Annotated in this window: 18 protein-coding genes and 4 pseudogenes; 12 read left to right on the forward strand and 10 right to left on the reverse strand. The window is 70.1% G+C overall.

Annotation, left to right across the window (positions count from 1 at the left end):
* Positions 1–106: 106 nt before the first annotated feature.
* A pseudogene (locus ACWGJM_RS14210) lies at positions 107–1,400 on the reverse strand (hypothetical protein).
* Positions 1,401–1,502: 102 nt separating this feature from the next.
* Positions 1,503–2,330 carry a class I SAM-dependent methyltransferase gene (locus ACWGJM_RS14215; protein WP_453411950.1) on the reverse strand — a complete coding sequence of 276 codons (828 nt, stop codon included), beginning with the start codon at positions 2,328–2,330 and terminating at the stop codon, positions 1,503–1,505.
* A 262-nt stretch (positions 2,331–2,592) separates the two neighbouring features.
* Here ACWGJM_RS14215 and ACWGJM_RS14220 point away from each other — a divergent pair, with 262 nt between their 5' ends.
* From ACWGJM_RS14220 to ACWGJM_RS14250, 7 genes and pseudogenes are all read left to right on the forward strand, one after another.
* Positions 2,593–3,693, forward strand: a complete 1,101-nt coding sequence (locus tag ACWGJM_RS14220; protein ID WP_453411951.1) for a sugar ABC transporter substrate-binding protein — start codon at positions 2,593–2,595, stop codon at positions 3,691–3,693.
* A 35-nt stretch (positions 3,694–3,728) separates the two neighbouring features.
* Entirely contained in the window at positions 3,729–4,817 is a 1,089-nt protein-coding gene (locus ACWGJM_RS14225) for a mandelate racemase/muconate lactonizing enzyme family protein (RefSeq protein ID WP_453411952.1), read from the forward strand.
* Complete coding sequence (locus ACWGJM_RS14230; RefSeq protein WP_453411953.1) at positions 4,814–5,896, forward strand: ABC transporter permease; 1,083 nt, start codon at positions 4,814–4,816, stop codon at positions 5,894–5,896. The genes ACWGJM_RS14225 and ACWGJM_RS14230 overlap by 4 nt, the downstream gene beginning before the upstream one ends.
* Positions 5,893–6,969: an ABC transporter permease gene (locus tag ACWGJM_RS14235; protein WP_453411954.1), complete on the forward strand. Its 1,077-nt coding sequence runs from the start codon at positions 5,893–5,895 to the stop codon at positions 6,967–6,969. The genes ACWGJM_RS14230 and ACWGJM_RS14235 overlap by 4 nt, the downstream gene beginning before the upstream one ends.
* A pseudogene (locus ACWGJM_RS14240) lies at positions 6,966–8,510 on the forward strand (sugar ABC transporter ATP-binding protein). Before ACWGJM_RS14235 ends, ACWGJM_RS14240 begins: the two are co-directional and overlap by 4 nt.
* A gap of 171 nt (positions 8,511–8,681) precedes the next feature.
* Positions 8,682–9,551, forward strand: a pseudogene (locus ACWGJM_RS14245) (amidohydrolase family protein).
* 9 nt (positions 9,552–9,560) lie between these two features.
* Positions 9,561–10,244, forward strand: coding sequence for a GntR family transcriptional regulator (locus tag ACWGJM_RS14250; protein ID WP_453411955.1), 684 nt, complete (start codon positions 9,561–9,563; stop codon positions 10,242–10,244).
* Positions 10,245–10,277: 33 nt separating this feature from the next.
* Here ACWGJM_RS14250 and ACWGJM_RS14255 read toward each other — a convergent pair whose 3' ends face one another.
* The gene (locus tag ACWGJM_RS14255) at positions 10,278–10,808 is read right to left on the reverse strand and encodes a winged helix-turn-helix transcriptional regulator (RefSeq protein ID WP_453411956.1); all 531 of its coding nucleotides are present in this window, start codon (positions 10,806–10,808) and stop codon (positions 10,278–10,280) included.
* A gap of 129 nt (positions 10,809–10,937) precedes the next feature.
* Between ACWGJM_RS14255 and ACWGJM_RS14260 the strand changes: the two genes are divergently transcribed.
* The 3 genes from ACWGJM_RS14260 to ACWGJM_RS14270 all read left to right on the forward strand — a co-directional run bounded on the left by ACWGJM_RS14260 (position 10,938) and on the right by ACWGJM_RS14270 (position 13,267).
* Positions 10,938–11,450, forward strand: coding sequence for an SRPBCC family protein (locus tag ACWGJM_RS14260; RefSeq protein WP_453411957.1), 513 nt, complete (start codon positions 10,938–10,940; stop codon positions 11,448–11,450).
* Positions 11,450–12,496 carry an LLM class flavin-dependent oxidoreductase gene (locus ACWGJM_RS14265; RefSeq protein ID WP_453411958.1) on the forward strand — a complete coding sequence of 349 codons (1,047 nt, stop codon included), beginning with the start codon at positions 11,450–11,452 and terminating at the stop codon, positions 12,494–12,496. Before ACWGJM_RS14260 ends, ACWGJM_RS14265 begins: the two co-directional genes overlap by 1 nt.
* A 114-nt stretch (positions 12,497–12,610) precedes the next feature.
* Positions 12,611–13,267: a TOPRIM nucleotidyl transferase/hydrolase domain-containing protein gene (locus ACWGJM_RS14270; protein ID WP_453411959.1), complete on the forward strand. Its 657-nt coding sequence runs from the start codon at positions 12,611–12,613 to the stop codon at positions 13,265–13,267.
* A gap of 18 nt (positions 13,268–13,285) precedes the next feature.
* Here ACWGJM_RS14270 and ACWGJM_RS14275 read toward each other — a convergent pair whose 3' ends face one another.
* The 5 genes from ACWGJM_RS14275 to ACWGJM_RS14295 form a co-directional block, all read right to left on the reverse strand.
* Positions 13,286–14,155 (reverse strand): carbohydrate ABC transporter permease, encoded by an 870-nt coding sequence (locus ACWGJM_RS14275; RefSeq protein ID WP_453411960.1) that lies wholly within the window; start codon positions 14,153–14,155, stop codon positions 13,286–13,288.
* Positions 14,152–15,111: a carbohydrate ABC transporter permease gene (locus tag ACWGJM_RS14280; RefSeq protein WP_453411961.1), complete on the reverse strand. Its 960-nt coding sequence runs from the start codon at positions 15,109–15,111 to the stop codon at positions 14,152–14,154. Before ACWGJM_RS14280 ends, ACWGJM_RS14275 begins: the two co-directional genes overlap by 4 nt.
* Positions 15,105–16,421, reverse strand: coding sequence for an ABC transporter substrate-binding protein (locus ACWGJM_RS14285; protein WP_453411962.1), 1,317 nt, complete (start codon positions 16,419–16,421; stop codon positions 15,105–15,107). The genes ACWGJM_RS14280 and ACWGJM_RS14285 overlap by 7 nt, the downstream gene beginning before the upstream one ends.
* Positions 16,418–17,431, reverse strand: coding sequence for a GNAT family N-acetyltransferase (locus tag ACWGJM_RS14290; RefSeq protein WP_453411963.1), 1,014 nt, complete (start codon positions 17,429–17,431; stop codon positions 16,418–16,420). The genes ACWGJM_RS14285 and ACWGJM_RS14290 overlap by 4 nt, the downstream gene beginning before the upstream one ends.
* 213 nt (positions 17,432–17,644) lie before the next feature.
* Complete coding sequence (locus ACWGJM_RS14295; protein WP_453411964.1) at positions 17,645–17,863, reverse strand: hypothetical protein; 219 nt, start codon at positions 17,861–17,863, stop codon at positions 17,645–17,647.
* Positions 17,864–17,888: 25 nt separating this feature from the next.
* Between ACWGJM_RS14295 and ACWGJM_RS14300 the strand changes: the two genes are divergently transcribed.
* Both ACWGJM_RS14300 and ACWGJM_RS14305 read left to right on the forward strand, forming a co-directional pair.
* Positions 17,889–18,824, forward strand: coding sequence for a LysR family transcriptional regulator (locus ACWGJM_RS14300; protein WP_453411965.1), 936 nt, complete (start codon positions 17,889–17,891; stop codon positions 18,822–18,824).
* 212 nt (positions 18,825–19,036) lie between these two features.
* Positions 19,037–19,425 (forward strand): annotated as a pseudogene (locus tag ACWGJM_RS14305) (acetoacetate--CoA ligase); the annotation flags it as partial.
* A 54-nt stretch (positions 19,426–19,479) separates the two neighbouring features.
* Here the strand turns inward: ACWGJM_RS14305 and ACWGJM_RS14310 are convergent.
* Both ACWGJM_RS14310 and ACWGJM_RS14315 read right to left on the reverse strand, forming a co-directional pair.
* Positions 19,480–21,111, reverse strand: coding sequence for a VWA domain-containing protein (locus tag ACWGJM_RS14310; protein ID WP_453411966.1), 1,632 nt, complete (start codon positions 21,109–21,111; stop codon positions 19,480–19,482).
* A gap of 21 nt (positions 21,112–21,132) precedes the next feature.
* Entirely contained in the window at positions 21,133–22,329 is a 1,197-nt protein-coding gene (locus ACWGJM_RS14315; protein WP_453411967.1) for an AAA family ATPase, read from the reverse strand.
* Between the last annotated feature and the right edge of the window lie 79 nt (positions 22,330–22,408).

Below are 22,408 nucleotides of genomic sequence, written 5' to 3' on the forward strand. Positions count from 1 at the left end.
CCCAGGAGCATCCGGCCACGCGCACAAAGACACGATTCCGGCCGGACTGGTTCCAGCCATCGGGTCCCGCCGCGCTGTCCGGTGCCGGCGATCGCCTCAGCAGTCCTCAGTGGCCCTTCGCACAGCAGTCGTCCGCGTCGGCGGTGCTCGGCACGGCTTCCAGGCGGCAGAAGCAGGACGCCTCGACCGGTACGTCCGCCGTCGCGGCGGCGATCTTCAGCTGCTGGGCCACGAGACGCGCCTCGCCGGTCTTTCCCAGGCGGAGGAGACATTCGTGGAACCCGTGCAGGGACCAGACGTTTCCGGGGTGCTGCAACGGGCGGGCAAGCGTGTCGTCGAGTCCGAGATCGGCCCGGTAGACCGCTTCGGCCTCCGCGACGCGCCCCTGTTCGAGGAGCAGGGCTCCGTAGGCGTGCCGGGTCGGCTGCATCCACCCCCACGGCTCGTCGTAGGGAAGGTTGTCGTCCAGCTCGATCGACCGCTCGAGCGCCGCGAAGGCGGCGTCGTAGTCACCCTTGCGGTACGCGAGTTCACCGTCGAGCATCGCCGACGCGACCGCGAGGATGTCGGTGCAGGTGTTGTTGAACAGCATGCGAGTCGCCGAACTTCTCGTCGGCGACGATCGCCGCGCTGTTGTCCGTCACCACGCGACGGTAGTCGCCGCAGAGCACCTCCAGGTGCGAGGGCATGTGCTGAAGGTGCCCGGCGTCCGGCACCAGGCCGCGCAGCCGGTCGGCGACGCGCAGTGCCGCCTCGGGCGTCGGGGACATCTCCATCAGATGGACGTACAGGTGCAGGATGCCCGGGTGCGCCGCGCCGCCGTCCATGACGAGCGCACGGTCGAGGACGGCCTTGGCCTCGCGTGTGCGGGCGCCTTTCGCCGGCTCGCCGGTGCGCAGGTCCCACAGTTGCCAGGGCGTGAGGTTCATCAGCGCGTCGGCGTAGAGGGTGGCGACGTCCAGGTCGTGCGGGGCCAGCTCGTAGACGGCACGCATCCTGTCGGCGTACGGCGCGTTCCACACCGAGCAGTCCTCGACAGCTCGCGCCTTCGGGTAGCGGGCGCGCAGCGCGTCGATCAGAGCACGTTCGACGGGCGTGGCGGTGGCCGCCTTCTCCTGGGCCAGCTCGACGGCCGCGTGGGTGCGTTCGACGGTCCGCGCGAGGTCCTGCTCGTCGAAGAAGTCCCACGGCTTGTTGTAGTTGGGGCCGAGCGCGTAGGCGATGCCCCAGTACGCCATGGCGCAGTCGGGGTCGGCTGCGACGGCGGCCTCGTAGCAGGAGACGGCCTCCTCGTGGTTGAACGCGTACGTCCACACAAGCCCGCGGTCGAACCACGTCTGGGCCTCGGGGGACGAGGTCGTCACCGGACGCCGATGGGTGCCGAGGTCGTAGTACTCCATGGGTGCCTCCCGAATCCGCGACCGCCCGGGTCCCCTGTGCCGCAGCCTAGTCGTGACCTCACGGGTGAGGGCATCACCCGATCAGGGCTCATGGCTCCCGGCTCAGCGGATCGCCAGCAGGCTGTACAGCAGCGGGATCCGGGGCTCGGGCAGCCGCCACCAGCCGGACGGCGTACGGACCATCTGTGGCCAGCGCGGCCAGGGCAGCTCGTCGGACTCCCGCAGTCGCCGGATGGTCATCCCCGCTTCCGTCGCCGCGTTGACGACCTCGTCGATCCCGTGCATCCATTCGTAGCTGTCCCGCGCGCCCTCGACCGCCGGGCCGTCGGTGTACGTGTACGTCGCATCGCGGTGAACAGGCCCGCGGCCGCCGAGATAGTCGTGGCGCAGCAGCAGCTCGGGGCCCTCCCCCGGAGCGGGCTTCGGACCGAGGGCGTTCAGCAGCGGGTGGAATTCGACGACGTACAGCCGACCGCCGGGGCGCAGCAGGCGGCTCACGGTCTGTGCCCACAGCGGAAGATCGGGGAGGTAGCACAGGGCTCCCTTGCCGGTGTAGACGACGTCGAAGCGCTGCTGCCCCAGGGCTTCGGCGGCGTCGTAGACATTCGCCCGTACATACGTCACGTCGAGTCCCGCCCGGTCCGCGACGGTGCGGGCCGCCGCCACGGACGCGGCGGAGAAGTCGAGTCCCACGGTCCGCGCCCCACGCTGGGCGAAAGCGATCGTCTCGGTGCCGAGGTGGCACTGGAGGTGCAGGACGTCGCGTCCGCCGAGGTCCCCGAGGTCATCCCATTCGAAGGGGGCGAACCAGCGTGCGGGGTCAGGGGTCTGATCGAGCCCGTAGAACCGGCTGGCCACGTGCACCGGGGTACGCGCGTCCCAGTTCTCCTGGTTGGTCCGCATCAGCCGTTCGTGCTCATCGATGCTCATGGACACCATCCAAGCGTGAACAGGCGGTGGGCGACAGTCAGTAGGCGCTCGAGTCGCCAGCAAGATTCTATAGGATTCGAGCTCGCATCCTCAGTTCGCGTACCCGGCCAGGGGGTCGATATGGCCGGATTCTGGAGCCCCTCAACGTCGTGCCATACCCTCCCTTACCGGCTCTGGTGAGGTTCAAGGGGTTGACTGCGAGCAGTGTGTGACTGAGCATCGCCCTACCCAATTTCCTATTTGATTCTGGGGAGTGGTGGAGATGCGTCCCCCGACCCGTTCCGTTCTGCCAGGAGTTGTCGCTGTCGCTGTGCTCATGGCGGGCTCGGCGGCCTGCACCATCAAGTCCTCCGATGGGCCTTCCGGCGCCGGGACCCAGGCTCCCGTGTCCGGCAAGTCGGGTACGGGCACTGCCGAGTTGGCCGACGGGTCGGGCACCAAGGTGGCCCTCGTACCCGGCGGCGCCCACCCGTACTTCCAGCCCTGGAAGGCGGCGGGGGCCGCGGCAAAGAAGAAGTACGGCCTCGGGGACGTCACCTTCGACGAGACCTCCGAGTGGGACCAGCAGAAGCAGGACAACCTGGTCTCCACGCTGGCGGCTCGCGGCTACAACGCGTTCGGGGTCTTCGGGGTGTCGCCCACCGACATCAACACCACCTTCGCGGACCTCAAGTCACAGGGTTTCGCCGTGGCTTCGCTCGCCTCCTGCCCGGCCGGCGGCACCGACAAGGCCGACTTCTGCCTCTCCACGGACGTGGAGGTCGCCGCCTACAAGGCGGCCAAGGCCACGATCGACGCAATGGGCGGCAGGGGCACCCTCGTTCACCTCACCGGCAACAACGTGGACGCCAACACGCAGTTGCGCATCAAGGGTGTGGCCAAGGCGGTGAAGGAGTCCGGCGGCAAGGTGAAGCTGCTCCAGACCATCACCGACGTCGACAAGGACCTACAGACCGCGCAGAAGGCGGTCTCCGACCTGCTCGCGGCCAAGGGCGACCAGATCCAGGGCATCGTCACCACCGCCTACAACCCCGCCGTCGCCGCCGCCGACGCGGTCGGGAGTTCCGGATCCAAGGCCAAGGTCGTGGCCATCGACGACGACGCCAAGATCCTGAGCGGTGTCAAGGACGGCTCGGTCGCCGCCACCGTGGTGCAGAACCCCGTGGGCCAGGCCGAGGTAGGTACCTGGGCGCTGGCACTGCTTCAGACGAAGCAGTGCGTCATGCGCCGACCGGGCCAGATCATCGACTCCGGTTCGTTCGTGGTCACCAAGGCGAACGTCGGCACCTACGACTCGGCCAGGAAGGCGAAGACCGAGCAGCTCAAGAAGCAGTTCGCAGACACGTACCTCGTCTGCAAGTGACCGCCGACGGCACTACGGAAAGCGGGCCCCGCACGATGACCTTCATCACGACCGCCACGGCGCTGCTCGCCGACATCGCGGTGGAGAAGGACCGCACGGACGCGGTGCAGTCCTTCGTCAAACAGGAGACGATCCTCGTCGACGTCACCACCGGGGACGGCCTCCGGGGAACCGGCTACGCCTACACGATCGGCACCGGCGGGTCCTCCGTCCTGGCCCTGCTCCGGGAGCACCTGCTGCCTCTCCTCGTCGGCACGGATGCCCGCAACATCGAAGCGGTGTGGCAGCGGCTGTTCGCCGCGACGCGGGCCACCACCACCGGAGCCATCACCTCCCTCGCCCTCGCCGCCGTGGACACCGCGCTGTGGGACCTGCGGTGCAAGCGCGCCGGTGAACCGCTGTGGCGGCTGGCAGGCGGCCACCGCCAGGAGGTCCCGCTCTACGACACCGAAGGCGGCTGGCTCCACCTGAGCACCGACGACCTGGTCCGGTCCGCGCTCGAGGCACAGAAGGCCGGCTGGGCCGGCGTCAAGATCAAGGTGGGAAAGCCGAACGTGGCCGAGGACGCCGAGCGGCTGCGGGCCGTCCGCGAGGTGGTCGGCCCGTCGATGCACATCATGACCGACGCCAACCAGTCACAGACCATCTCCTCGGCGCTCCGCCTCGCGGCCGCGCTCGAGCCCCATGGGCCGTACTGGCTCGAGGAACCCCTTCCGGCCGACGACGTCAGCGGACACGCCCGTCTGGCGGCCGCGACGAGGATTCCCGTGGCCGTCGGGGAGTCCCTGTACTCCGCCATGCAGTTCCGCACGTACCTGGAGTCGGGCGCCGCCTCCGTCGTACAGGTCGATGCCGCACGCATCGGCGGCATCACGCCGTGGCTGAAGGTCGCGCACACCGCGGAGAGCCACAACGCCATGGTCTGTCCGCACTTCCTGATGGAGCTGCATGTCAGCCTGGCCGCCGCGGTCCCCAACGGCATGTTCGTCGAGTACATTCCGCAGTTGCGAGCGGTGACCCGCACCGAACTGACGGTCCGTGACGGACTGGCCGTCGCACCGGACGTGCCGGGTATCGGGATCGACTGGGACATGGACGCCGTCGACGACCGGAGGGTGGCATGAAGGCGCCCGCCATGACACCGGAGAACGACAGCCGGGCCGACGGTGCCGCCGCCGCACCGCAGTCCCCGCAGAGACTGCCGTTCTGGGTGAACCAGCAACTCGGTCTCCTGGTGCTCACCGTCGCTCTCGCAGCGCTGTTCGGCGCTCTGCGGCCGGCGTTCCTCGACGAGCGGCTCGTGCTGTTCCCCCTGCTGCGGGACATCTCGACGCTCACCGTGGTGGCGCTCGCCCAGATGGTGGTCCTCTCCGTGGGACACATGAACCTCGCCGTCGGCCGGATGGCCGCCTTCGGCGCTCTCTTCGCGGGCCTCGGCTACGACCGGCTCGGTCTGCCGCTTCAACCCGGCCTGCTCCTGTGCCTGTTCGCCGGCGTCGCCATCGGCGCCCTGACCGGCTGGATCATCGCCCGTACCGGGGTGAGCTCCTTCGTGGTCACCCTGGCCATGGACTTCGCCCTGCTGGGACTGGTCTCCCTGCTCTACTCGGCGCTGACCGAGAACGCCGCCTTCACCACGCAGCCGAACGGACTCATGGACCTGCGCTCCACCTCGCTCGCCGACATCTGCGTCGGCCGCATCTGCGGATCCCCGGCCGTTCCGCAACTGGCGCAGTTCACGGTCCTGGCGCTGGGCGGCCTCGGTCTCCTCTACGGCCGCACCCGCATGGGCCGGGAGCTGCTGCTGACCGGGGCCAACCCCGCGGCGGCGGAACTGTCGGGCATCCCCACGGGCCGCCGCGTGATCCTCGCGCACACCCTCTCCGGACTGCTCGCCGCGCTCGCCGGCTTCATGGCCGCCGTCAGCACCGGCACGTTCCGCGCCTCCATCGGCGACGACTTCATGCTGCCCTCGTTCCTCGGCGCGGTCCTCGGCGGCACCCTCCTCACCGGCGGCGTCGTCTCCGTACTCGGCGTCCTGCTGGGCACTTCACTGGTCGGCGTGATCCGCAAGGGCCTGGATCTGCTCGGCGTCGGCCTGGAGAGCCTGAACATCTACCTCGGCTGCGTCCTCCTGCTCGCCCTGTCGGCCGACCGGGTGCGCACCGTCGTGTCCTACCGCAAGGTGGTGCGCTCCACGTGATCACCATCAACGATCGCGGAGCCCGGACCGGCGCGGTCCTGCGCCGCATCTCCCGCTCCACGACCATGACCCTGCTGTGTGTGACAGTGGCCGGATACCTCGCCCTCGGTGTGGCCTCCTCGGGCGAGTTCTTCCAGGGACCGTCGGTACGGACCTTCCTCCAGTACCTGGCCACGCCCATCCTCATCGGGCTGGCCCAGACGGCCGCTCTGTGCGTCGGACAGCTCAACCTCGCCGTCGGCGCCCTGGGCGGCTTCACGGCCTGTCTGACGGGTGTCCTGATGGCCCACGTCGGTGTTCCGGCACCGATCGCCGTCGTGGCGGGCGTGCTGGCGGCGACGCTGGTCGGTCTGGCGACCGGTGTGTTCATCGTGGCGACGCGGATCAACGGCTTCATCGTCACGCTCGGGACGATGACCATCCTGCTGGGAGCCCAGTACCGGCTGGTCGGCACGCGCACCATCGACGGCTACTCACCGACCCTCAAGCACCTCGGCCGGGCGGCCCCCCTGAACCTCCCGCTGGTGTTCCTCACGGCGCTCGCCGCCGCGGCCCTGCTGACCGCGTTCCTGTACCGCGCGACCGCCGGTCGCCGGCTCCTCGCGGCAGGCGGCAACCCGCTGGCGGCGAGACTGTCGGGCATCTCCACCGACCGGCAGATCGTGCTCGCCCACACCCTGTCCGCTCTCCTGGTCGGTGTCGCCGCCGTGACCGCGACGGCGTCGCTGCCCGGCGTCAACCGCAGCGTCGGCGGAGACTGGCTGCTGCCGAGCTTCGCCGCCCCGATCATCGGAGGTGTCGCGCTGGGCGGCGGATCCGTCGCGGTGTTCGGCACGGTACTGGCGGCGTTCGTCATGCGGCTCATCGACGCCGCACGCGCCCAGTTCTCGCTCGACCCGAGCTGGGTCAATTTCCTCATCGGCCTGGTCGTGCTCGGCACAGTGGTCGGTGGCCGCCTCCACCAGACACATATGGAAAAGAAGGGCAAGGCGCAAGGCCGTACCCCGCCGGCACCGGCCGGCCGGGAAACGACGGCTGACGCCGCTCTGCCGAACGCGGGAGGTGCGCGATGAGCGATGTCCTTCTCGAAGGCCACGAGATCGTCAAGGTCTTCCCCGGCGTACGGGCCCTGGACGGCGTCGGCCTGCGCCTGACGGCCGGATCCGTGCACGCGCTGCTGGGCGAGAACGGCGCCGGCAAGTCCACCCTCATCAAGGTCCTGACCGGTGTCCACCCGCCCGACGGCGGCCGGCTCACCCGGCGCGGCGAAGAGGTCCGTCTGCGCTCGCCGCTGGAGGCCACCCGGACCGGCATAGGCGTCGTCCACCAGGAACGCAATCTCATACCCGACTTCTCGGTGGCGGAGAACATCACGCTCCAGAGCCCTCCCTCGCGCCGTGGGCTCGTCGACCGGGAAGCCATGAACGCGCCCGCCCTGCGCTGCCTGGCGGAGCTGGGTCTGGACCTCGACCCGCACCGGCCGGTCCGCGAACTGTCGGTGGCGCAGTAGCAGTTGGTGGAGATCGCGAAGGCGCTCCACACCGAGAGCGAGGTACTGCTGCTCGACGAGCCGACCGCTTCGTTGTCCCCTCGGGAGGCGGAACGCCTCTTCGATGTCATCCGGCGGCTGACGGCCCGTGACACGTGCGTCGTCTTCGTGAGCCACAAGCTGGAAGAGGTCTTCGCGATCTGCGACACCGTCACCGTGCTGCGCGACGGCAGGTCCGTGCTGGAATCAGCACCGCTCACCGAGCACACGCACGACGACATCGTGAACCTGATGGTGGGCCGCGCGCATACGGCGACCGAGATGCGGCCGCGCACCACGGAGCGGACGGCAGCCCCGGTCCTCGCACTCGACGGGATCTCCACCGCCGACGGCCACCAGGACATCTCCCTCGAGGTGCGGCCCGGTGAGATCGTCGGTCTCTACGGACTCGTCGGCGCCGGACGCAGCGAACTGGTCAGGGCCGTTCTGGGCCTGGACCGGGTCACCGGCGGCGAGATCAGGGTGCACGGCAAGCCGGCCCGGATCACTGCCCCCCGCCAGGCGCTGCACGAGTTCGGCATCGGCTACCTGACCGAGAACCGCAAGGAAGAGGGCGTCTTCCTCGAGCAGCCCATCCACCGCAACATCACGGTCACCGTGTGGAAGAAGCTGGCCACAGCCCTCGGGTTCGTCTCCGCCTCCGACGAGCGGAACGTGGCGCAGGACCTGGTCGACCGTCTCGGTATCCGTGTCTCGGGACTCGAACAGAGCGCCGGTGAACTGTCCGGCGGCAACCAGCAGAAGGTGAGTCTGGCGAAGTGGCTCGCGGCCGACACCAGGCTGTTGATCGTCGACGAGCCGACCGTGGGCGTCGATGTCCGTACCAAGCACGGCTTCCACGAGCTCCTCTGGGAGCTGGCCCGCGGAGGTCTGCCGATCCTGCTGATCAGCAGCGACCTCACCGAGATGATCACGCTGGCGGACCGTGTCCTCGTCATGGCCGACCATCGCATCCGCGGCGAGGTCGTCAACGACCGCGACTACGAAGGGATGAGCGGCCGGATCATCCGCGTCATCCACGACCGTGCGCTCTCGGCAGTGACCGCTGAGGAGGGCGCGGAATGAAGCGCGTGGCACAGGCGGTCCGGGTCGGCCCGGAGCAGCCGGAGAGGTACCGCGAGTCGTACCGCGACGAGGCCGGGCGGTGCTGGACACCCTGCGGGACTGCCACATCAGGAACTACTCGATCCACCTGCTCGCACCCTGCCGGCAGCCGGTGGAGGAGGAGGAAACCGCATGAGCGTCACGCCGCTCCTCGATGCCCACCACCATGTGTGGGACCTGGCCGTGCGGGACCAGGAATGGATCACCGGTCCGGAACTCGCGCCCCTGCGCCGGACCTTCTCGCTGTCCGACCTGCGTCCGCCGGCCGAGCGCGCCGGAGTCGGCGCGACCGTGATGGTGCAGACCGTGACGGTCCCGGAGGAGACCCCCGAGATGCTGGCGCAGGCGGCCTGCGACCCCCTGGTCGCCGGGGTCGTCGGATGGACCGACCTGACAGCTCCCGATGTCGCGGACACGCTGGCCCGGCTGCGCGAACTACCCGGTGGCGGCAGGCTGGTGGGCATCCGGCACCAGGTGCAGTCGGAACCCGACCCGCGCTGGCTGGTGCGGGAGGACGTCCTGCGAGGCCTGTCCGCGGTGGCCGACGCCGGACTGGCCTACGACCTCGTCATCCTCCCGCACCAGCTGCCCGCGGCCACCGCCGCGGCCCGCCGTCTGCCGGGGCTCAGGTTCGTCCTGGACCACATCGGCTAACCCCGCATCGCGGAGGGCGCGCTCGAACCATGGGCCTCGGAACTGCGGGCCCTGGCGGCTGAACCCGACACCTGCTGCAAGCTCTCCGGCCTCGTCACGGAGGCCGACTGGCACAGCTGGACAGTCGACGACCTGCGCCCTTTCGCCGAGACGGTCCTCGGCGCCTTCGGACCGGACCGGGTCATGTACGGCTCCGACTGGCCCGTGTGCACGGTGGCCGCCGACTACGCGGAGGTGCTCGAAGCGGCCCGTGCGCTGACGCTCGGGCTCAGCGTGGACGAACGGGGTGACGTCTTCGGCGGCACGGCCCTGAACGCCTACCGGCTCCGGGCGCCCTCACCTCGGTAAACTGCTTACGTGTCCGAGGGAAGAAGCCAGTCCGCCGGTCCTGGTCGCCAGGTTCTCTCGGACAGCGTCTACGAGCAGATCAAGGCCATGGTCATGGACCATGAGATCGCCCCGGGCGCACGCGTGGGGATCGAGGCGCTGTCGCGTGCTCTCGGGGTCTCGCCCACGCCCGTCCGAGAGGCGCTGGCCAGGCTCGAGTCCGACGGACTCGTGGTGAAAAGGTCGCTCTCCGGGTACCGGGCGACCGAGTTGCTGACCCGCGAGGGCCTCGAGGAACTCTTCGAAATGCGGCTCCTGCTGGAACCGAGGGCGGCGGCTCTCGCCGCCGTCAACGCCACAGAGGAGCAACTCGACGCCATCGAACGGCTCGTGGAGGAGATGCAGACCCATCCGGGGCCGACGGGGCGGTACGCGGACTACCGCGACTTCGCCGCTCTCGACCAGCGCTTTCACGACGCGATCGCGGCGGCCTCGCAACGTTCGCTGCTTGCCGACGCGGTGGAGCGGCTCCACTCCCATCTGCATGTGTTCCGGCTCAGAAGTGCCAGGAGCGCCGACGACCCGACGCTCGCGGAACACGAACGTGTCGTACGCGCGATACTGCGCCGCAAGCCCGACCGTGCCGCGGAAGCCATGGTGGAACACCTCACACGCAGCCTTCGGCGCCAGCTCAGCCAGGACCCGAAGTCCTGACCGGCGTCCCGGAGGTCCGGCGCGCGGCCGGGGTCAGTCCGTGGCCGTCGTCGACTGCTCCGGCTCGTCCAGCTTGAACCGCCGTCGGACGTCCGGACGCCCGAGCAGCTTCCGCGGGTAGCCGGGGCCGGGGCGCGGGGTCACGTCCTCCCAGGCCAGCGGCTCCTTGCAGTGGGAGCAGACCACCTCGCCGTGGGTGTCGTGGCCGCAGGTCTCGTGGCGGGTGACCACCGGCGGCCCGGCCTCGTCCGCCAGCCACCGGTCGCCCCAGCTGGTCATCGCGAGGATGACGCCATAGAAGTCGCGCCCCGACTCGGTCAGCAGGTACTCGTGGCGGACGGGCTGCGTCTCGTAGACGCGTTTCTCGATCAGCCCCGCCTCCACCAGCCTGCGCAGCCGTTCGGACAGTGTGTTGCGGGCGATGCCCAGCTCCTGCTGGAACTCGTCGAACCGGCGGATGCCGTAGAACGCCTCCCGCAGCACCAGGGGGGTCCACGAGTCGCCCAGCAGATCCATGGTCCGGGCCACCGAGCAGGGCCAGTTCGCGAACGACGTACGCCTCATACGTCGATGATACGAGTCTCTCAATGAAACTCAGCAGGCAGTGGAGCCATTCGCTCTTGCGCGAGTGAGTCCTGTTACGCAACTATGCAGGTCATCCGAGGAGGATCGAGGGAGAAGGAGTCAGGTGTCATGGAGTGGACGGGACAGGTGTACGCGGACACCCCGACGGTGTCCGCCAGGACCTACATCGACGCGAGCCCCGAGCGGTTGTGGGGGTACGTGAGCGACATCCACCTGATGCCCGAGCTCAGCGTCGAGTTGCAGGAGGTCGAATGGCTCGACGGCGCTACCGGCCCCCGCGTGGGCAGCCGGTTCCGCGGGCGCAGTGCCCACCACGCCCTGGGCGAGTGGCAGACGGTCAGCACGATCGTCGACTGCGCGGAGCCGCGCCGGTTCGCCTGGGCGGTGGGCGACCCCGGCCACCCGATGAGCGTGTGGCGCTTCACGCTGCACCCGCAGGACGCCGGCACGGTGCTGGAACAGTGGGCCCAGCTCGGACCGGCCCCGTCCGGGCTGAGCGCCGCGATCGAGGCCATGCCCGACAAGGAGCAGAAGATCGTGTTCGTCCGGCTGCGCGAGTTCGAGACCGGCATCAAGTCCAATCTCGCCGCCATGAAGAACCTCGCCGAACGGGAGAAGTGATGCGCACCGCGACCACCATCGAGGGCTCCGGCGAAAACTGGCGCGAGACCGCCGAGTTCGTCGTGGAAGCCGAGAAGCTCGGCCTGGACATGTGCTGGGTGGCCGAGGCCTGGGGGAGCGACGCCCCCTCGCCGCTGGGCTATCTGGCGGCCCGAACCGAGACACTCCTGCTCGGCTCCGGGGTCATCCAGCTAGGCACCCGCTCCCCGGTCACCATCGCGCAGACCGCGATGACACTCGCGCATCTGTCCGACGGCCGGTTCCGCCTCGGCCTCGGTGCCTCCGGGCCGCAGGTCATCGAAGGCCTGCACGGCATCCCCTTCGCGCGACCGCTGACCCGGATGCGGGAGACCGTCGAGATCATCCGCGCGGCCTTCACCGGCGAGAAGATCGCCTTTCAGGGCCGCCAGTACACCATCCCCCTTCCCGAAGGGGAGGGCCGCCCGATGCGGCTCAGCATGAAGCCGGTACAGGTGCCGATCTACCTGGCCACACTGTCACCCAGGATGCTCGAACTCACCGGCGAGATCGCCGACGGCTGGCTGGGCACCAGCTTCGTCCCCGAAGGCGCCGACGCCTACTTCACCCACCTCGACACCGGGCTGGCCCGTAACGGCCGTACCCGCACCGACCTCGACATCTGCCAGGGCGCCGAGATCGACATCGTCCCCGACGAAGGCCGGCTGGCCGGCGTCGTCGGCAGCCGCAAGAAGGAACTGGCGTTCTCGCTGGGCGGGATGGGCTCCGGCTCGACCAACTTCTACAACAACGCCTACAGCCGCCAGGGCTGGGCGGATGTCGCCGCCCAGGTCCGCGAACGCTGGCAGGCCGGCGACCGCGTCGGCGCCACCGGCCTCATCACCGACGAGATGGTCCTCGCCACCACCCTGATCGGCACCGAGGAGATGGTCCGCGCCCGGCTCGCGGACTGGCGCGCCACGGGCGTGGACACCGTCCGCCTCTATCCGGCGGGCGACACCCTCGCGGCGCGCCTGGACAACCTCGGACATGGCATCGACCTCGTCCGCGCCCTCGACCCCAGGTAGCGTCCCGGTCCCCGGCCGTCGCCGCCCGCCGGTTCCTTGAGTCACCTCCCCCGGAAAACGTGCGTGCGTACGGGTTCTCGGCCGTGCCAGGATGGCGACGGGAAGCGAGGTCTCGTGGACGAGTTGAGGCGATTCCGCCGGGCGCTGGTCGCATGGGCGGCCGGCGGAGCGCGGGCGGCTGCGGCCGCCGCGATGGCGCGGGAGCTGGCCGGCGGCGGGGTGCGGACGATCGTGCTCGTCGAGGGAAGCAGCGATCAGATCGCGCTCGAAGCGCTGGCCACGCGCCACGGCCGCGACCTCGGCGCGGAGGGCGTCGCGGTGGTACCGCTCGGAGGCGCGACGAACATCGGGCGTTTCCTGGACGTGTGCGGTCCTCCGGGGCTCGGCCTGCCGCTGGCCGGTCTCTGCGACATCGGCGAGGAGCGGCATTTCCGGCGTCATCTGGAGCGGGTCGGGCTCGGCTCCGGTCTCACGCACGCCGGACTGGAGACACTCGGGTTCCATGTGTGCGTCGCCGACCTGGAGGACGAGCTGATCCGTGCCGTCGGGGCCGAGGGCGTGCAGCAGGTGATCGACGCCCAGGGCGAGTCGCGTCCCTTCCACACCTTCCAGGGCCAGCCGGCGCAGCGGGAACGGCCCGTGGAGCACCAGCTACGGCGCTTCATGGGCACGCACAGCGGCCGCAAGGCGCTCTACGCACAGGCGCTCGTGGCGCACCTGGACCTCGGACGAGTTCCCCGGCCCCTGGAGCGCCTCCTCACGCACGTCTGACCCGGCCGGCGCTCCTGGTTACTTGAGGCCGCTGAGCATGACGCCGCGGATGTAGTACTTCTGAAGCAGCAGGAAGAGGATCAGGACCGGCAGGATGCTCAGGACGAGGCCGGCCATGACGATGGGCATCGTGCGGGTCGGGTCGACGTAGTCCTGGAGGAGCTGGATGCCGACGGGCAGGGTCATCACGTCCGGGTTGGCGGTCGAGACGAGCAGCGCCCAGATGTACTCGTTCCAGGCGTCGACGAAGGTCAGCAGCCCGAGCGTCACCACGACCGGCTTGGTCTGCGGCACCACGATCCGCCACCACACGGCGAACTCGCCCGCACCGTCGATGCGCGCGGCCTCCAGGACCTCCTCCGGGATCGCGACCATGAACTGGCGCATCAGGAAGATCCCGAACCCGTTGACGAGGAACGGCATGGCCAGCGCCACGATGCTCACGGTCAGACCCGCGCCACCGCGCCCGAACAGGTCGTTGCCGCCCGCCAGCGGCCAGTGCACCAGGATCAGGAAGTGCGGGATGAAGAAGAGGAACGGCGGGAACATCATCGTCGACAGCACGAGCCGGAAGACGAAGTCCCGTCCGGGGAAGCGGAGTTTGGCGAGGGCGTAGCCGGCGAGGGACGACGTGAGCAGCACCGATCCGGTGATCACGGCGGTGGCGATGACGCTGTTGCGGAAGAGCACCGGCAGATCGAGCTGGTCGATCGCCGCCCGGTAGTTGGACAGGCCGAACGCCTCGGGCAGGAACCGGTACGGCAGCGTGCCGGACTCGCCGGGCCCCTTGAAGGACGTCATCACCATGTCGAGGAACGGCACCACGGTGAGCACGGCGCCGGTCACGACCACCAGATACGACACCCATGGGAAACGGCGGCGGCTCATGCGTCCTCCCCCTTGCGCCGGAAGATCCACAACTGCGCCAGGGTGACCATGAGGACCACCACGAACAGCACGAAGGCGGCGGCGCTCGCCGTGCCCCAGTCGCCGTAGGCGAAGGCCTGCCGGTACATCTCCAGCGCGGCCACATCGGTCGCGTCACCCGGTCCGCCCTTGGTCATCACGATGATGAGCGCGAACGACTGTAGGCCGGTGAGGAACTGGGTGATGCACACGAACAGCAGGGACGGCCGCAGCAATGGCAGCGTGATCTTCCAGAAGACGGTGACGGGCCCGGCGCCGTCGAGTGCGGCGGCCTCGTAGTACGACTCGGGAATGGACTTCAGTCCGGCGGTCAGGATGAGGATCGCCGAGCCGAGGGAGGCCCAGGCCTGTACGACCACGACCGAGGGCAGCGCGGTGTCCGGGTCCTGGAGGAACGCCACCGAGCCGAGCCCGAGGGTGTTGAGGACGCCGTTGACGAGGCCGCCCGGCTCGTACATGTACTTCCATACGTTGCCGACGGCGACCACGGTCGTGAGGATCGGCAAGAAGTACAGGGTGCGCCACAGCCCCTGGAACCGCAGCTTGTCGATACAGGTGGCGACGAGCACGGAGCCGGCGAGCGCGAGCGCCACGGTGCCCAGGGCGAACAGCAGCGTGTTGGTGAGGACCGGCGCCAGGAACGTCGATCCGTCCGCGAAGAGGCCGGCGAAGTTGTCCAGGCCGATCGGATCGATGTCACCGAGGTCGAATCCGGCCCAGCGGGACATCGACAGCAGCAGCGCGAAGCCGAGCGGCAGGACGAGGAAGACGGCGAAGAACAGCAGCGTCGGCGTCAGGAAGAGGTAGGCGACGACGGCCTGGCGGCGCCGGTGCCGATCACGGCCGCGGACGCCGACGGCGGACTTGTCGCGCGCCGCCCGCTCGGCCGACTCCGGTGCCAGGGTGGCGTTCACCATGAGCGCGACACCTCCTGATCGACCTGACGGCGGGTGGTGCGCAGGGCCTCGTCGACCGACTGCTGGCCGGTCCACAGGGCCTCGATGTTCTTGCGCAACAGCGACTTGGCCTGCTGCGCGCCCGGCACGTTCGGCTCCGGCACCGCGTACGCCAGCGCGTCCAGGAACGGGTGCAGATTCGGATCGCCGCCCGCGCCGAGGAGTTTCCGCATGTCGTCGGCACGGCCGGTCAGGGAGCCGACCGACACTTGCAGGGCGCTCATCCGGGTTGTGCCGCTCACCTTCTCGGTGTTGAGCCAGTGCAGGAACTCCCAGGCCTCGCGGGGGTGTTCACTGGCAGTGTTGACCCCGAGCATGAAGCCGGTGGAGAGGGTGGCACGCTTGCCGTCCGTCTCCGGGAGGGGCACCGGTGCCACGCCGATGTCGCGGTAGCCCTTGCCCATCAGGGCCTTGAGGTTCGCGGTCCACCAGCCGGCGCTGATCACCATGGCCACCCGCCCGGACGCGAACGCCTTGTAGACATTGACGCCGGGAGCGCTCGCGCCCTTCACGACAAGGCGGTGCTCCAGATCGAACACGGCCCGTCCTGTCGGCGAGTCGATGGCGGTGCGCCTGCCGTCCGCCGAGACGAACCGCCCGCCGGCGGAGTTGAGCAGTGCGAGGGTCTGGCCGACGGTGGTGGAGTCGTCGTACGTCGACAGCCCGAACCCCTGGACCAGCGTGTTGCCGTAACCGTCCCGCCTGGCGGTGCCGTACGCCGTCTCCTCCAGCTCCCGCCAGGTGCGCGGAGGACCGTCGACTCCGGCCTCACGCAGTAGCCGCCTGTTGTAGTAGAGGGCGTAGGTCTGCATCTCGGTGGGGTAGCCGTACACCTTGCCGCCGACCGTGGCGGAGCCGACCGCGGCCTCGCCGTAGCCGCGCCTGATCTCCTCGGCGTACTCGGGCGGAGCGGGCCGCAGGACGCCGGCCTGGACGAGCTGGCCGTTCCAGAGGCAGTACGGGTGGAGGATGTCGGCGCTCTGACCCGCGGCCTGCCGGACCATGAACGTGGTCAGCAGGTCCGTGAACTCGACGGCCTTCGTCCGCACCTTGATCCGGTCGTGCGTGGCGTTCCATTCGTCGACCGGGCCCTGAAGGGCTTCCTTGAGCTCCCCGCTCGCGTAGTGGGAGAGCAGGGTGAGGACGATCGGATCCCCGGGCCGCCCGGTGCCCCGGTGCGGCGCGGCACATCCGGAGGCGAGCAGCGCCGAGGGGAGCGCGAGCGCGAAGTGACGGCGGCTCAGTCCGCCGACGGGACGCGACGGTGTCATCGGGCGGACTCCCGGCGCATCACGCGGAACACCCGGGTCGTGGTGAAACCGGCCTTGCGGTACAGGTGGCCCGCCGCGGACTGCTCACCGGTCCACAGGAACCACGCCGAGTGCGCACCACGCGCCCGCATTCGCTCCAGTACCAGATGGAGCAGGACCTTGCCGAGTCCGGTGCCGCGCATCTCCTCCAGCACACCGAACGGGCCGAACCGCTCGTCCACGGACTCGTACGCGCCGTGCATCGCCCAGCCGACCAGCCGGCCCGAAGGGTCCCGGGCGACGACGATCCGGTCGAGCGGCGTGCCCGAGGCGAGGCACTCCCGGATCGCGCGCGCCCAGTCCGGGTTGAAGCGGCTCCCGGCGAGCGTGACGAGTTCCACCAGGTCGTCGTCGGACGGCGTGGCGAACCGATAGCCGCGCGCCGTCAGTTCGTCCCGGCGGCAAGCGACATCCTCGGGGTGGCGATAGCCGACCAGAGCGCGGTCCATCGCCGCCGCCTCGTACAGAGTGCGAAAGCCAAGGGACTCAAGGAGCCCGGCCGCTTCCGGGTACGCCTCGGCGTCCAGTCCGGGGAGGATGTAGTTCGGGGTGTACGAGGAGAAGTCCACCCGGGTGCGGCCGTGGCCGTGCAGCCAGTCGACGGCGTCGGTCAGCAGCCGGCGGCCGAGTCCGCGCCCACGGGCGGCCGGATCGACGAAGAAGAACGCAATCCATCCCTGCTCCGGCTCGAGGTCGGCGCCGGCCAACGGCGTCAGACGGCGCACCGCGTAGGCCGCGCCGACGACACGGTCACCGTCGACGGCGACCCGCAGCCCTTCGGGATCGAAGTTGGCGTCGAGCAGCACCAGGGACCGGAAGCGGTCCGGCGTGATGGGGTCGGTCGGCGCACTCCGGCGCCACGCCTCCACCAACCGCGGGCCGTCGCCTGCGCGAAAGCCACGCACCCCGGCCCGGGATGTCGTCGTGCGACCGGTCACCGACGGGGGTGCGACGCGGTGGTCCGTGCCCATCCATTGCCCCCGTCTGCCGGTGACCTCTCGAAGCGGTGGACGGAAACGTACCTTCATGTCCATCAATTTCGCAATTGTCCACCACCCGTTCGTGCCAAGGGTGGCTGCCGCGCTGGGCTCCGCGATGCAGTCTGGCAACGTGATGGCAACGGCTTCTGCCCGGTATCACGGCGGGCACCACCCACGGCGTGATCCGGACGACGACGGTGAGCATCACCTGTGGGCCGAGGCGCGCCACACGATGACCAGGCCGTACCCGGCCCCCTTGACGACGTCAGATCCGCAGGCCGTCGCCGGCAGCCGCATGAAGCGAAGGACAACCTCCCACGCATGCAGGATGTCCCATCCGAACAAACTGACGTCGACCAGCGAGAGCCGAGCGAGCAGCACGCAGGAGGTCAAAGAACTGCCCTGCCCGTTGTTCACAACCATCCGTTGTTCAATAAGGTGAACCGGCGTGGATCTCGAAGCAGTACGTACCTTCGTCGCCCTCGCGGAAGCGGGCCAGTTCCAGAAAGCTGCCGTCGACCTGTCGATCACCCAGCAGGCCGTTTCCAAGCGCATCGCCGCGCTGGAGCGGAACCTCGGCGTGCGGCTGTTCACCCGCACGCCGCGCGGCGCCGAGCTCACCATCGACGGGCAGGCGTTCCTGCCCCACGCACGCGAGCTGCTGCGCGTCGCCGAGCGCGCGGTCGCGTCCGTGCGCACCGTCCGCCGTCCGCTGCGCGTCGACGTGATCGCCTCGCGCAGCGCGGCGGCGGGCATGATGCGCGGCTTCCACCGCGCGCACCCCGAGATCGACCTCGACGTGCTGATGCTGCTCGACATCGACACAGCCATCGCCGCCATCCGGTCCGGTACGGTCGACGCGTCCTTCCGCGCCGTCGCCGTACCCGGCCGTCCCCTTCCCGAGGACATCGAGTCCGCCCGGGTGCTCGACGAGCCGCTTCAACTCCTCACCGGCCCAGCCCACGCACTGGCGCGCGCCCGGTCGGTGACCGTCGCCCAGCTCGCCGGGCACCGGATCTGGATGCCCGGCCTCGCCCCCGGCACCGAGTGGGCCGCCTACTACGACGACCTCGTCGCCGAATTCGGCCTCACCATCGAGGCGACCGGCCCCAACTTCGGCTCCGACGCGCTCCTCGACACCATCGCCGACACCCCGGCTCTGGCCACCTTCATGGGCGAGCACACCCGCCTCATCTGGCCCGCCGACCACGGCCTGCGCCGCATCCCGGTGACCGACCCGACGCCCGTCTACCCGCACTCGCTCCTGTGGCACCGCGACAACCCCCACCCAGCGCTGGCCACACTCCGTGCACACCTCGCCGCCACAACGGCCGGCCACGACGCCGCCGGGACCTGGGCGCCGGGCTGGGTGGTTCCGCGCTGAACGCCTCCGCGCTTCGCTCAATGCCCGCCCCGGCAGGAGTGTCCGCCGCCACCGCCCGTTGCTGGCGATCAGCCGGGTGGCCGCGGCGGCTCCTGTCAGCCCCATCGGAGCGACTCCGGAGGGCAAAGCCATCTGGGAGACCACACGATTGCCCAGGACGGGCCGAAGAGGAGCCCGAGCTGGGCGTCGAGTGCGGCGACGGCCTCCTCTGCGACCCCGGCGGCACCCGCTACCGCGACGCCTGCTTCTCCTCGTACCCCAGGTGTGGCGGCACGGTGACTGGATCACCGTCACGGAACAGCTCGTTGATCGTCCACGGCCGCTCCGACAGCACGTTGAACCGCAACGGTGTGCGCCTGAGCAGCGCCGACATCCAGTACGCCGTCGAACGTCTCCCCGAGATCGCCGAGGTCCTGGTCATCGGCACGGAGGAACCCGACGGCGGCCACTGGATGCCGCTGTTCGGGCTCCTCGCGGCCGGAGTGCCCCTGGACGACATGCTCCGCGAGAACATCCGTTACGCACCGGCAAGAAACTCGAGGTCACGGTCGAACGCCTGCTCAAGGGCGGCCCGGTCGAGCAGGTCGTCGACCCGGCCGCCGGGACCGGTCGGCATGGCAGCCGCACAGATCACCCTCGCGCCTCGCACTCGACGTCAGATCACGCGGAAGAGGTCGGCGGCGGCGTGGACGTCGGTGAGGTCCTCGATGGAGCGGAGGTTGTCGCACAGAGCGTCCAGGACCGAGTCGGCTTCGGCGGCGCGCGGGGCGCCGATGACCACGCCGAAGGCCCGGAAGCCCAACCGGCGCTTGGCGTCGTTCCAGCCGCGCATCCATTCCTCGGTGACGCCGCAGTCGTCGTCGGTGATCATCACGATGTCGCCGCGCGCGCGGGCCGAGTCGGCGAACTCCTCCTCCAGCAGTTCGCCGGCCACTGACAGCGGCGCCTGGTAGCTGGTTCCGCCGCCGAGGAAGGTCTCCGCGAAGTCGAGGACCCGGTCGATGCCGGCGGGAGGACGGCCGGCCGGGAAGCGGAAGACCTGGATCTTGTCGGCGGCGGAGAACAGGATGCCGACGAAGTCACGCCCCGCGTGGCGGGCCTGATCCAGCAGCGCCAGGGCGCACGCCTTCGCCCACGCCTCCCGGGTGACTCCGCCGGGCCCTGCCTCGTACATGGAGTGCGAGGTGTCCACGCACGCGATGACGGCGCCCCGGCCGGTGCCCTGCTCTCCCTGGCTGTCGTAGAGCATCAGCTCCCCGGCGGCGTAGCGCACGGCGAACACCGCACGCAGCTCGGGCAAGCCGAGGTTGGCCAGCTCGGAGGGGATGACACGAGCGAGGTCGTTGCCGAGCGTGACGCCGACCAGTTCTCCGGCGGCGTTCTCCACCTTGCGGGCGCGCTCACCGCCGGCCATCTGCCGGAAGCGACCGATCAGCTCGGCCCACTGCGCGAGCCGGCCGGTGCGCAGCCGCTCGGCGAGCCGGGCGCGCTGGTCGAACGGCATCCGCTCCAGCTCGCCGGGGGCAACGCCCCATGCCCGCATCAGCGCGGCCTCGTTCCGCACGGCCTCGGCGGCCTTCGCCGCCGCGTTCCGCGCGGCGGCACGGATACCGGGGGCCGCCACCGCGAGGGCCTGCGCGGCGTCCTGGGCGGCCTGCCGCGCAGCGGCCTCGGTGGCCTCGGTGGCCTCGACCGCCTGTCGCACGGCGTCGGCCGCAGGGACCGGCACGGTGCCGACCCCGTCGGACCAGTCCGCCTCGCCCGCCGCCCGCTGGAGCGGTTCGCCCACGGCGGTCGCCGCGTCTTCGGCGCCCTGTTGGGCCCTCTTCGCCTGCTCGGCCCGTTCCCGGGCCTCCCGGGAACGCTCCAGCATCACGCGCAGCGCGGCGGCCTGGGCGAGCACGGCCATCGCGGCCGCGTAGGGGTCGCCGGTGGTCTCCCGGCGCAGCTCGGCGAACTCCGGTGACTCCACCAGTGAGGTGATGACCTGGTGGTTGACCAGCCGGGAGGGGGCCATCTCCGCGCGCTCGCGCAACCGCGGGCTGACCTTGTAGGCGGCCAGGAACGCGTCGGTCAGAAGGTCGGGGGCGTAGTCGTAGTGCTCGCTCAGCTCCTCGCCCAGATCGCGCAGTCCGGCCGACTGCTCGTAGGTGTCGCGCCAGGTGATCCGGTCGAACCGGTCCGCGATCACTGCCGCGGTGTGCCGCTCGGAAGCGGCGGCGGACAGGCCCAGCCACTTCCCGGACCGGCTCGCCAGTTCGTCGAGCCTGCTCGGTGCTCCGTCCATGGTTCCGATCCCCCCGGGTGTTCAGAGCTGGGCCTGCACCGTGCTCGCGTCCACGCCGAGGGCCTCGGTGAGCACGCGGGCGCGGACGGCGCGCTGGCGTCCGGTGACCCGGTCGATGGCCGCGGTGGAGCGGCCCGCGCTCACCGCCTCCCTGCGTAGCTTCTCCAGCCGCTGCCCCGCGGTGGCGAGCTTGTTGTGGGCCTTCTTGATGACCCAGTCGCTCAGCGCCTCGCGGGACTGCCCGGCCATGGCGTCGAGCTGGGCCTCCAGTTCCTCGATGGCGTCGGCCAGGTCGAGCGCCTCCTTGGCGTCGGGGTTGACCAGTTGCAGCACCTCGCGCTCGACGGTCGGGCGGTCGGCGGGGGAGTCCCACAGCACGTGGGTCAGCACCGACAGGTCGGTCTCGGCGACCGCCGGGCGGCCGTCGAGGTACGCGGACGCCTGGAGCAGGCCCACCGCCTGCCGCCAGCGGCGGTCGGAGGCGACGAGTTTCCTGCGGCGCAGGGCCGCCCGCAGCGTGCACACCGCGTCCACGATCAGGTCGGGGACGTCCACGGCCGGGACGGCTTCGGTCACCGCGTGCTGCAACGCGGCCAGCTCGACCGTGGTCCGTGCCGGTGCCGCCGGGCGGCTGACGGCGGAGCGGACCAGCGCGGCGAAGTTCGAGGGGTCCGCCAGGTATCCGACCTCGAGCCGCACCAGCAGCCGGTCGTAGATCGCGGCCGCATCCTCTTCATTGGGCAGTTCGTTGCTCGCCGTGATGGCCCCGACCAGCGGGCAGCGGATCGGCTCGCCGCCGTTCTCGGGATGGTAGATCCGCTCGTTGAGGTAGCCCAACGTCTCGTTCAGCGCTGCCGTGGAGCACTTGAAGATCTCGTCGATGAACGCGACATGCGCGGTCGTGGCACGGCCCTCGTAGACCTGGCGGTACTCGCCCCGGGCCAGCGCGGCGACGTCGATGGGGCCGAACATCCGTGTCGGCGCGGTGAACTTCGACAGGAGGATCTCCCAGTAGGCCGCCCCCTCGACCCTGCCCGTGAGCTCCCGGGCCATCTCGGACTTCGCCGTTCCGGGCGGGCCGAGCACCAACGAGTGCTGGCCGGCCAGCAGCGTCACCACCAGCGTCCGCACCACATCGGCCCGCTCGTAGAAGCGGTCCGACAACTCGTCGCCGATCGCCCGCAGCCTCTTGGCCGTGTCCTGCGCGTCCACATTCAACTCCTCGCCGATGGCGCCCCGTTGGGCCCACGAGACGGCCCTCCTCCGAAGCTAGACGAAGTGACTGGTGGTTGAGGCC

This window comes from Streptomyces sp. NPDC054834 (assembly GCF_053611185.1).

Bases quoted from the DNA above. Each gene is read 5' to 3' on its own strand.
- ACWGJM_RS14215 (WP_453411950.1), bottom strand. From the start codon at position 2,330: ATGAGCATCGATGAGCACGAACGGCTGATGCGGACCAACCAGGAGAAC.
- ACWGJM_RS14220 (WP_453411951.1), top strand. From the start codon at position 2,593: ATGCGTCCCCCGACCCGTTCCGTTCTGCCAGGAGTTGTCGCTGTCGCT.
- ACWGJM_RS14225 (WP_453411952.1), top strand. From the start codon at position 3,729: ATGACCTTCATCACGACCGCCACGGCGCTGCTCGCCGACATCGCGGTG.
- ACWGJM_RS14230 (WP_453411953.1), top strand. From the start codon at position 4,814: ATGAAGGCGCCCGCCATGACACCGGAGAACGACAGCCGGGCCGACGGT.
- ACWGJM_RS14255 (WP_453411956.1), bottom strand. From the start codon at position 10,808: ATGAGGCGTACGTCGTTCGCGAACTGGCCCTGCTCGGTGGCCCGGACC.
- ACWGJM_RS14260 (WP_453411957.1), top strand. From the start codon at position 10,938: ATGGAGTGGACGGGACAGGTGTACGCGGACACCCCGACGGTGTCCGCC.
- ACWGJM_RS14265 (WP_453411958.1), top strand. From the start codon at position 11,450: ATGCGCACCGCGACCACCATCGAGGGCTCCGGCGAAAACTGGCGCGAG.
- ACWGJM_RS14275 (WP_453411960.1), bottom strand. From the start codon at position 14,155: ATGAGCCGCCGCCGTTTCCCATGGGTGTCGTATCTGGTGGTCGTGACC.
- ACWGJM_RS14280 (WP_453411961.1), bottom strand. From the start codon at position 15,111: ATGGTGAACGCCACCCTGGCACCGGAGTCGGCCGAGCGGGCGGCGCGC.
- ACWGJM_RS14285 (WP_453411962.1), bottom strand. From the start codon at position 16,421: ATGACACCGTCGCGTCCCGTCGGCGGACTGAGCCGCCGTCACTTCGCG.
- ACWGJM_RS14290 (WP_453411963.1), bottom strand. From the start codon at position 17,431: ATGGGCACGGACCACCGCGTCGCACCCCCGTCGGTGACCGGTCGCACG.
- ACWGJM_RS14295 (WP_453411964.1), bottom strand. From the start codon at position 17,863: ATGGTTGTGAACAACGGGCAGGGCAGTTCTTTGACCTCCTGCGTGCTG.
- ACWGJM_RS14310 (WP_453411966.1), bottom strand. From the start codon at position 21,111: ATGGACGGAGCACCGAGCAGGCTCGACGAACTGGCGAGCCGGTCCGGG.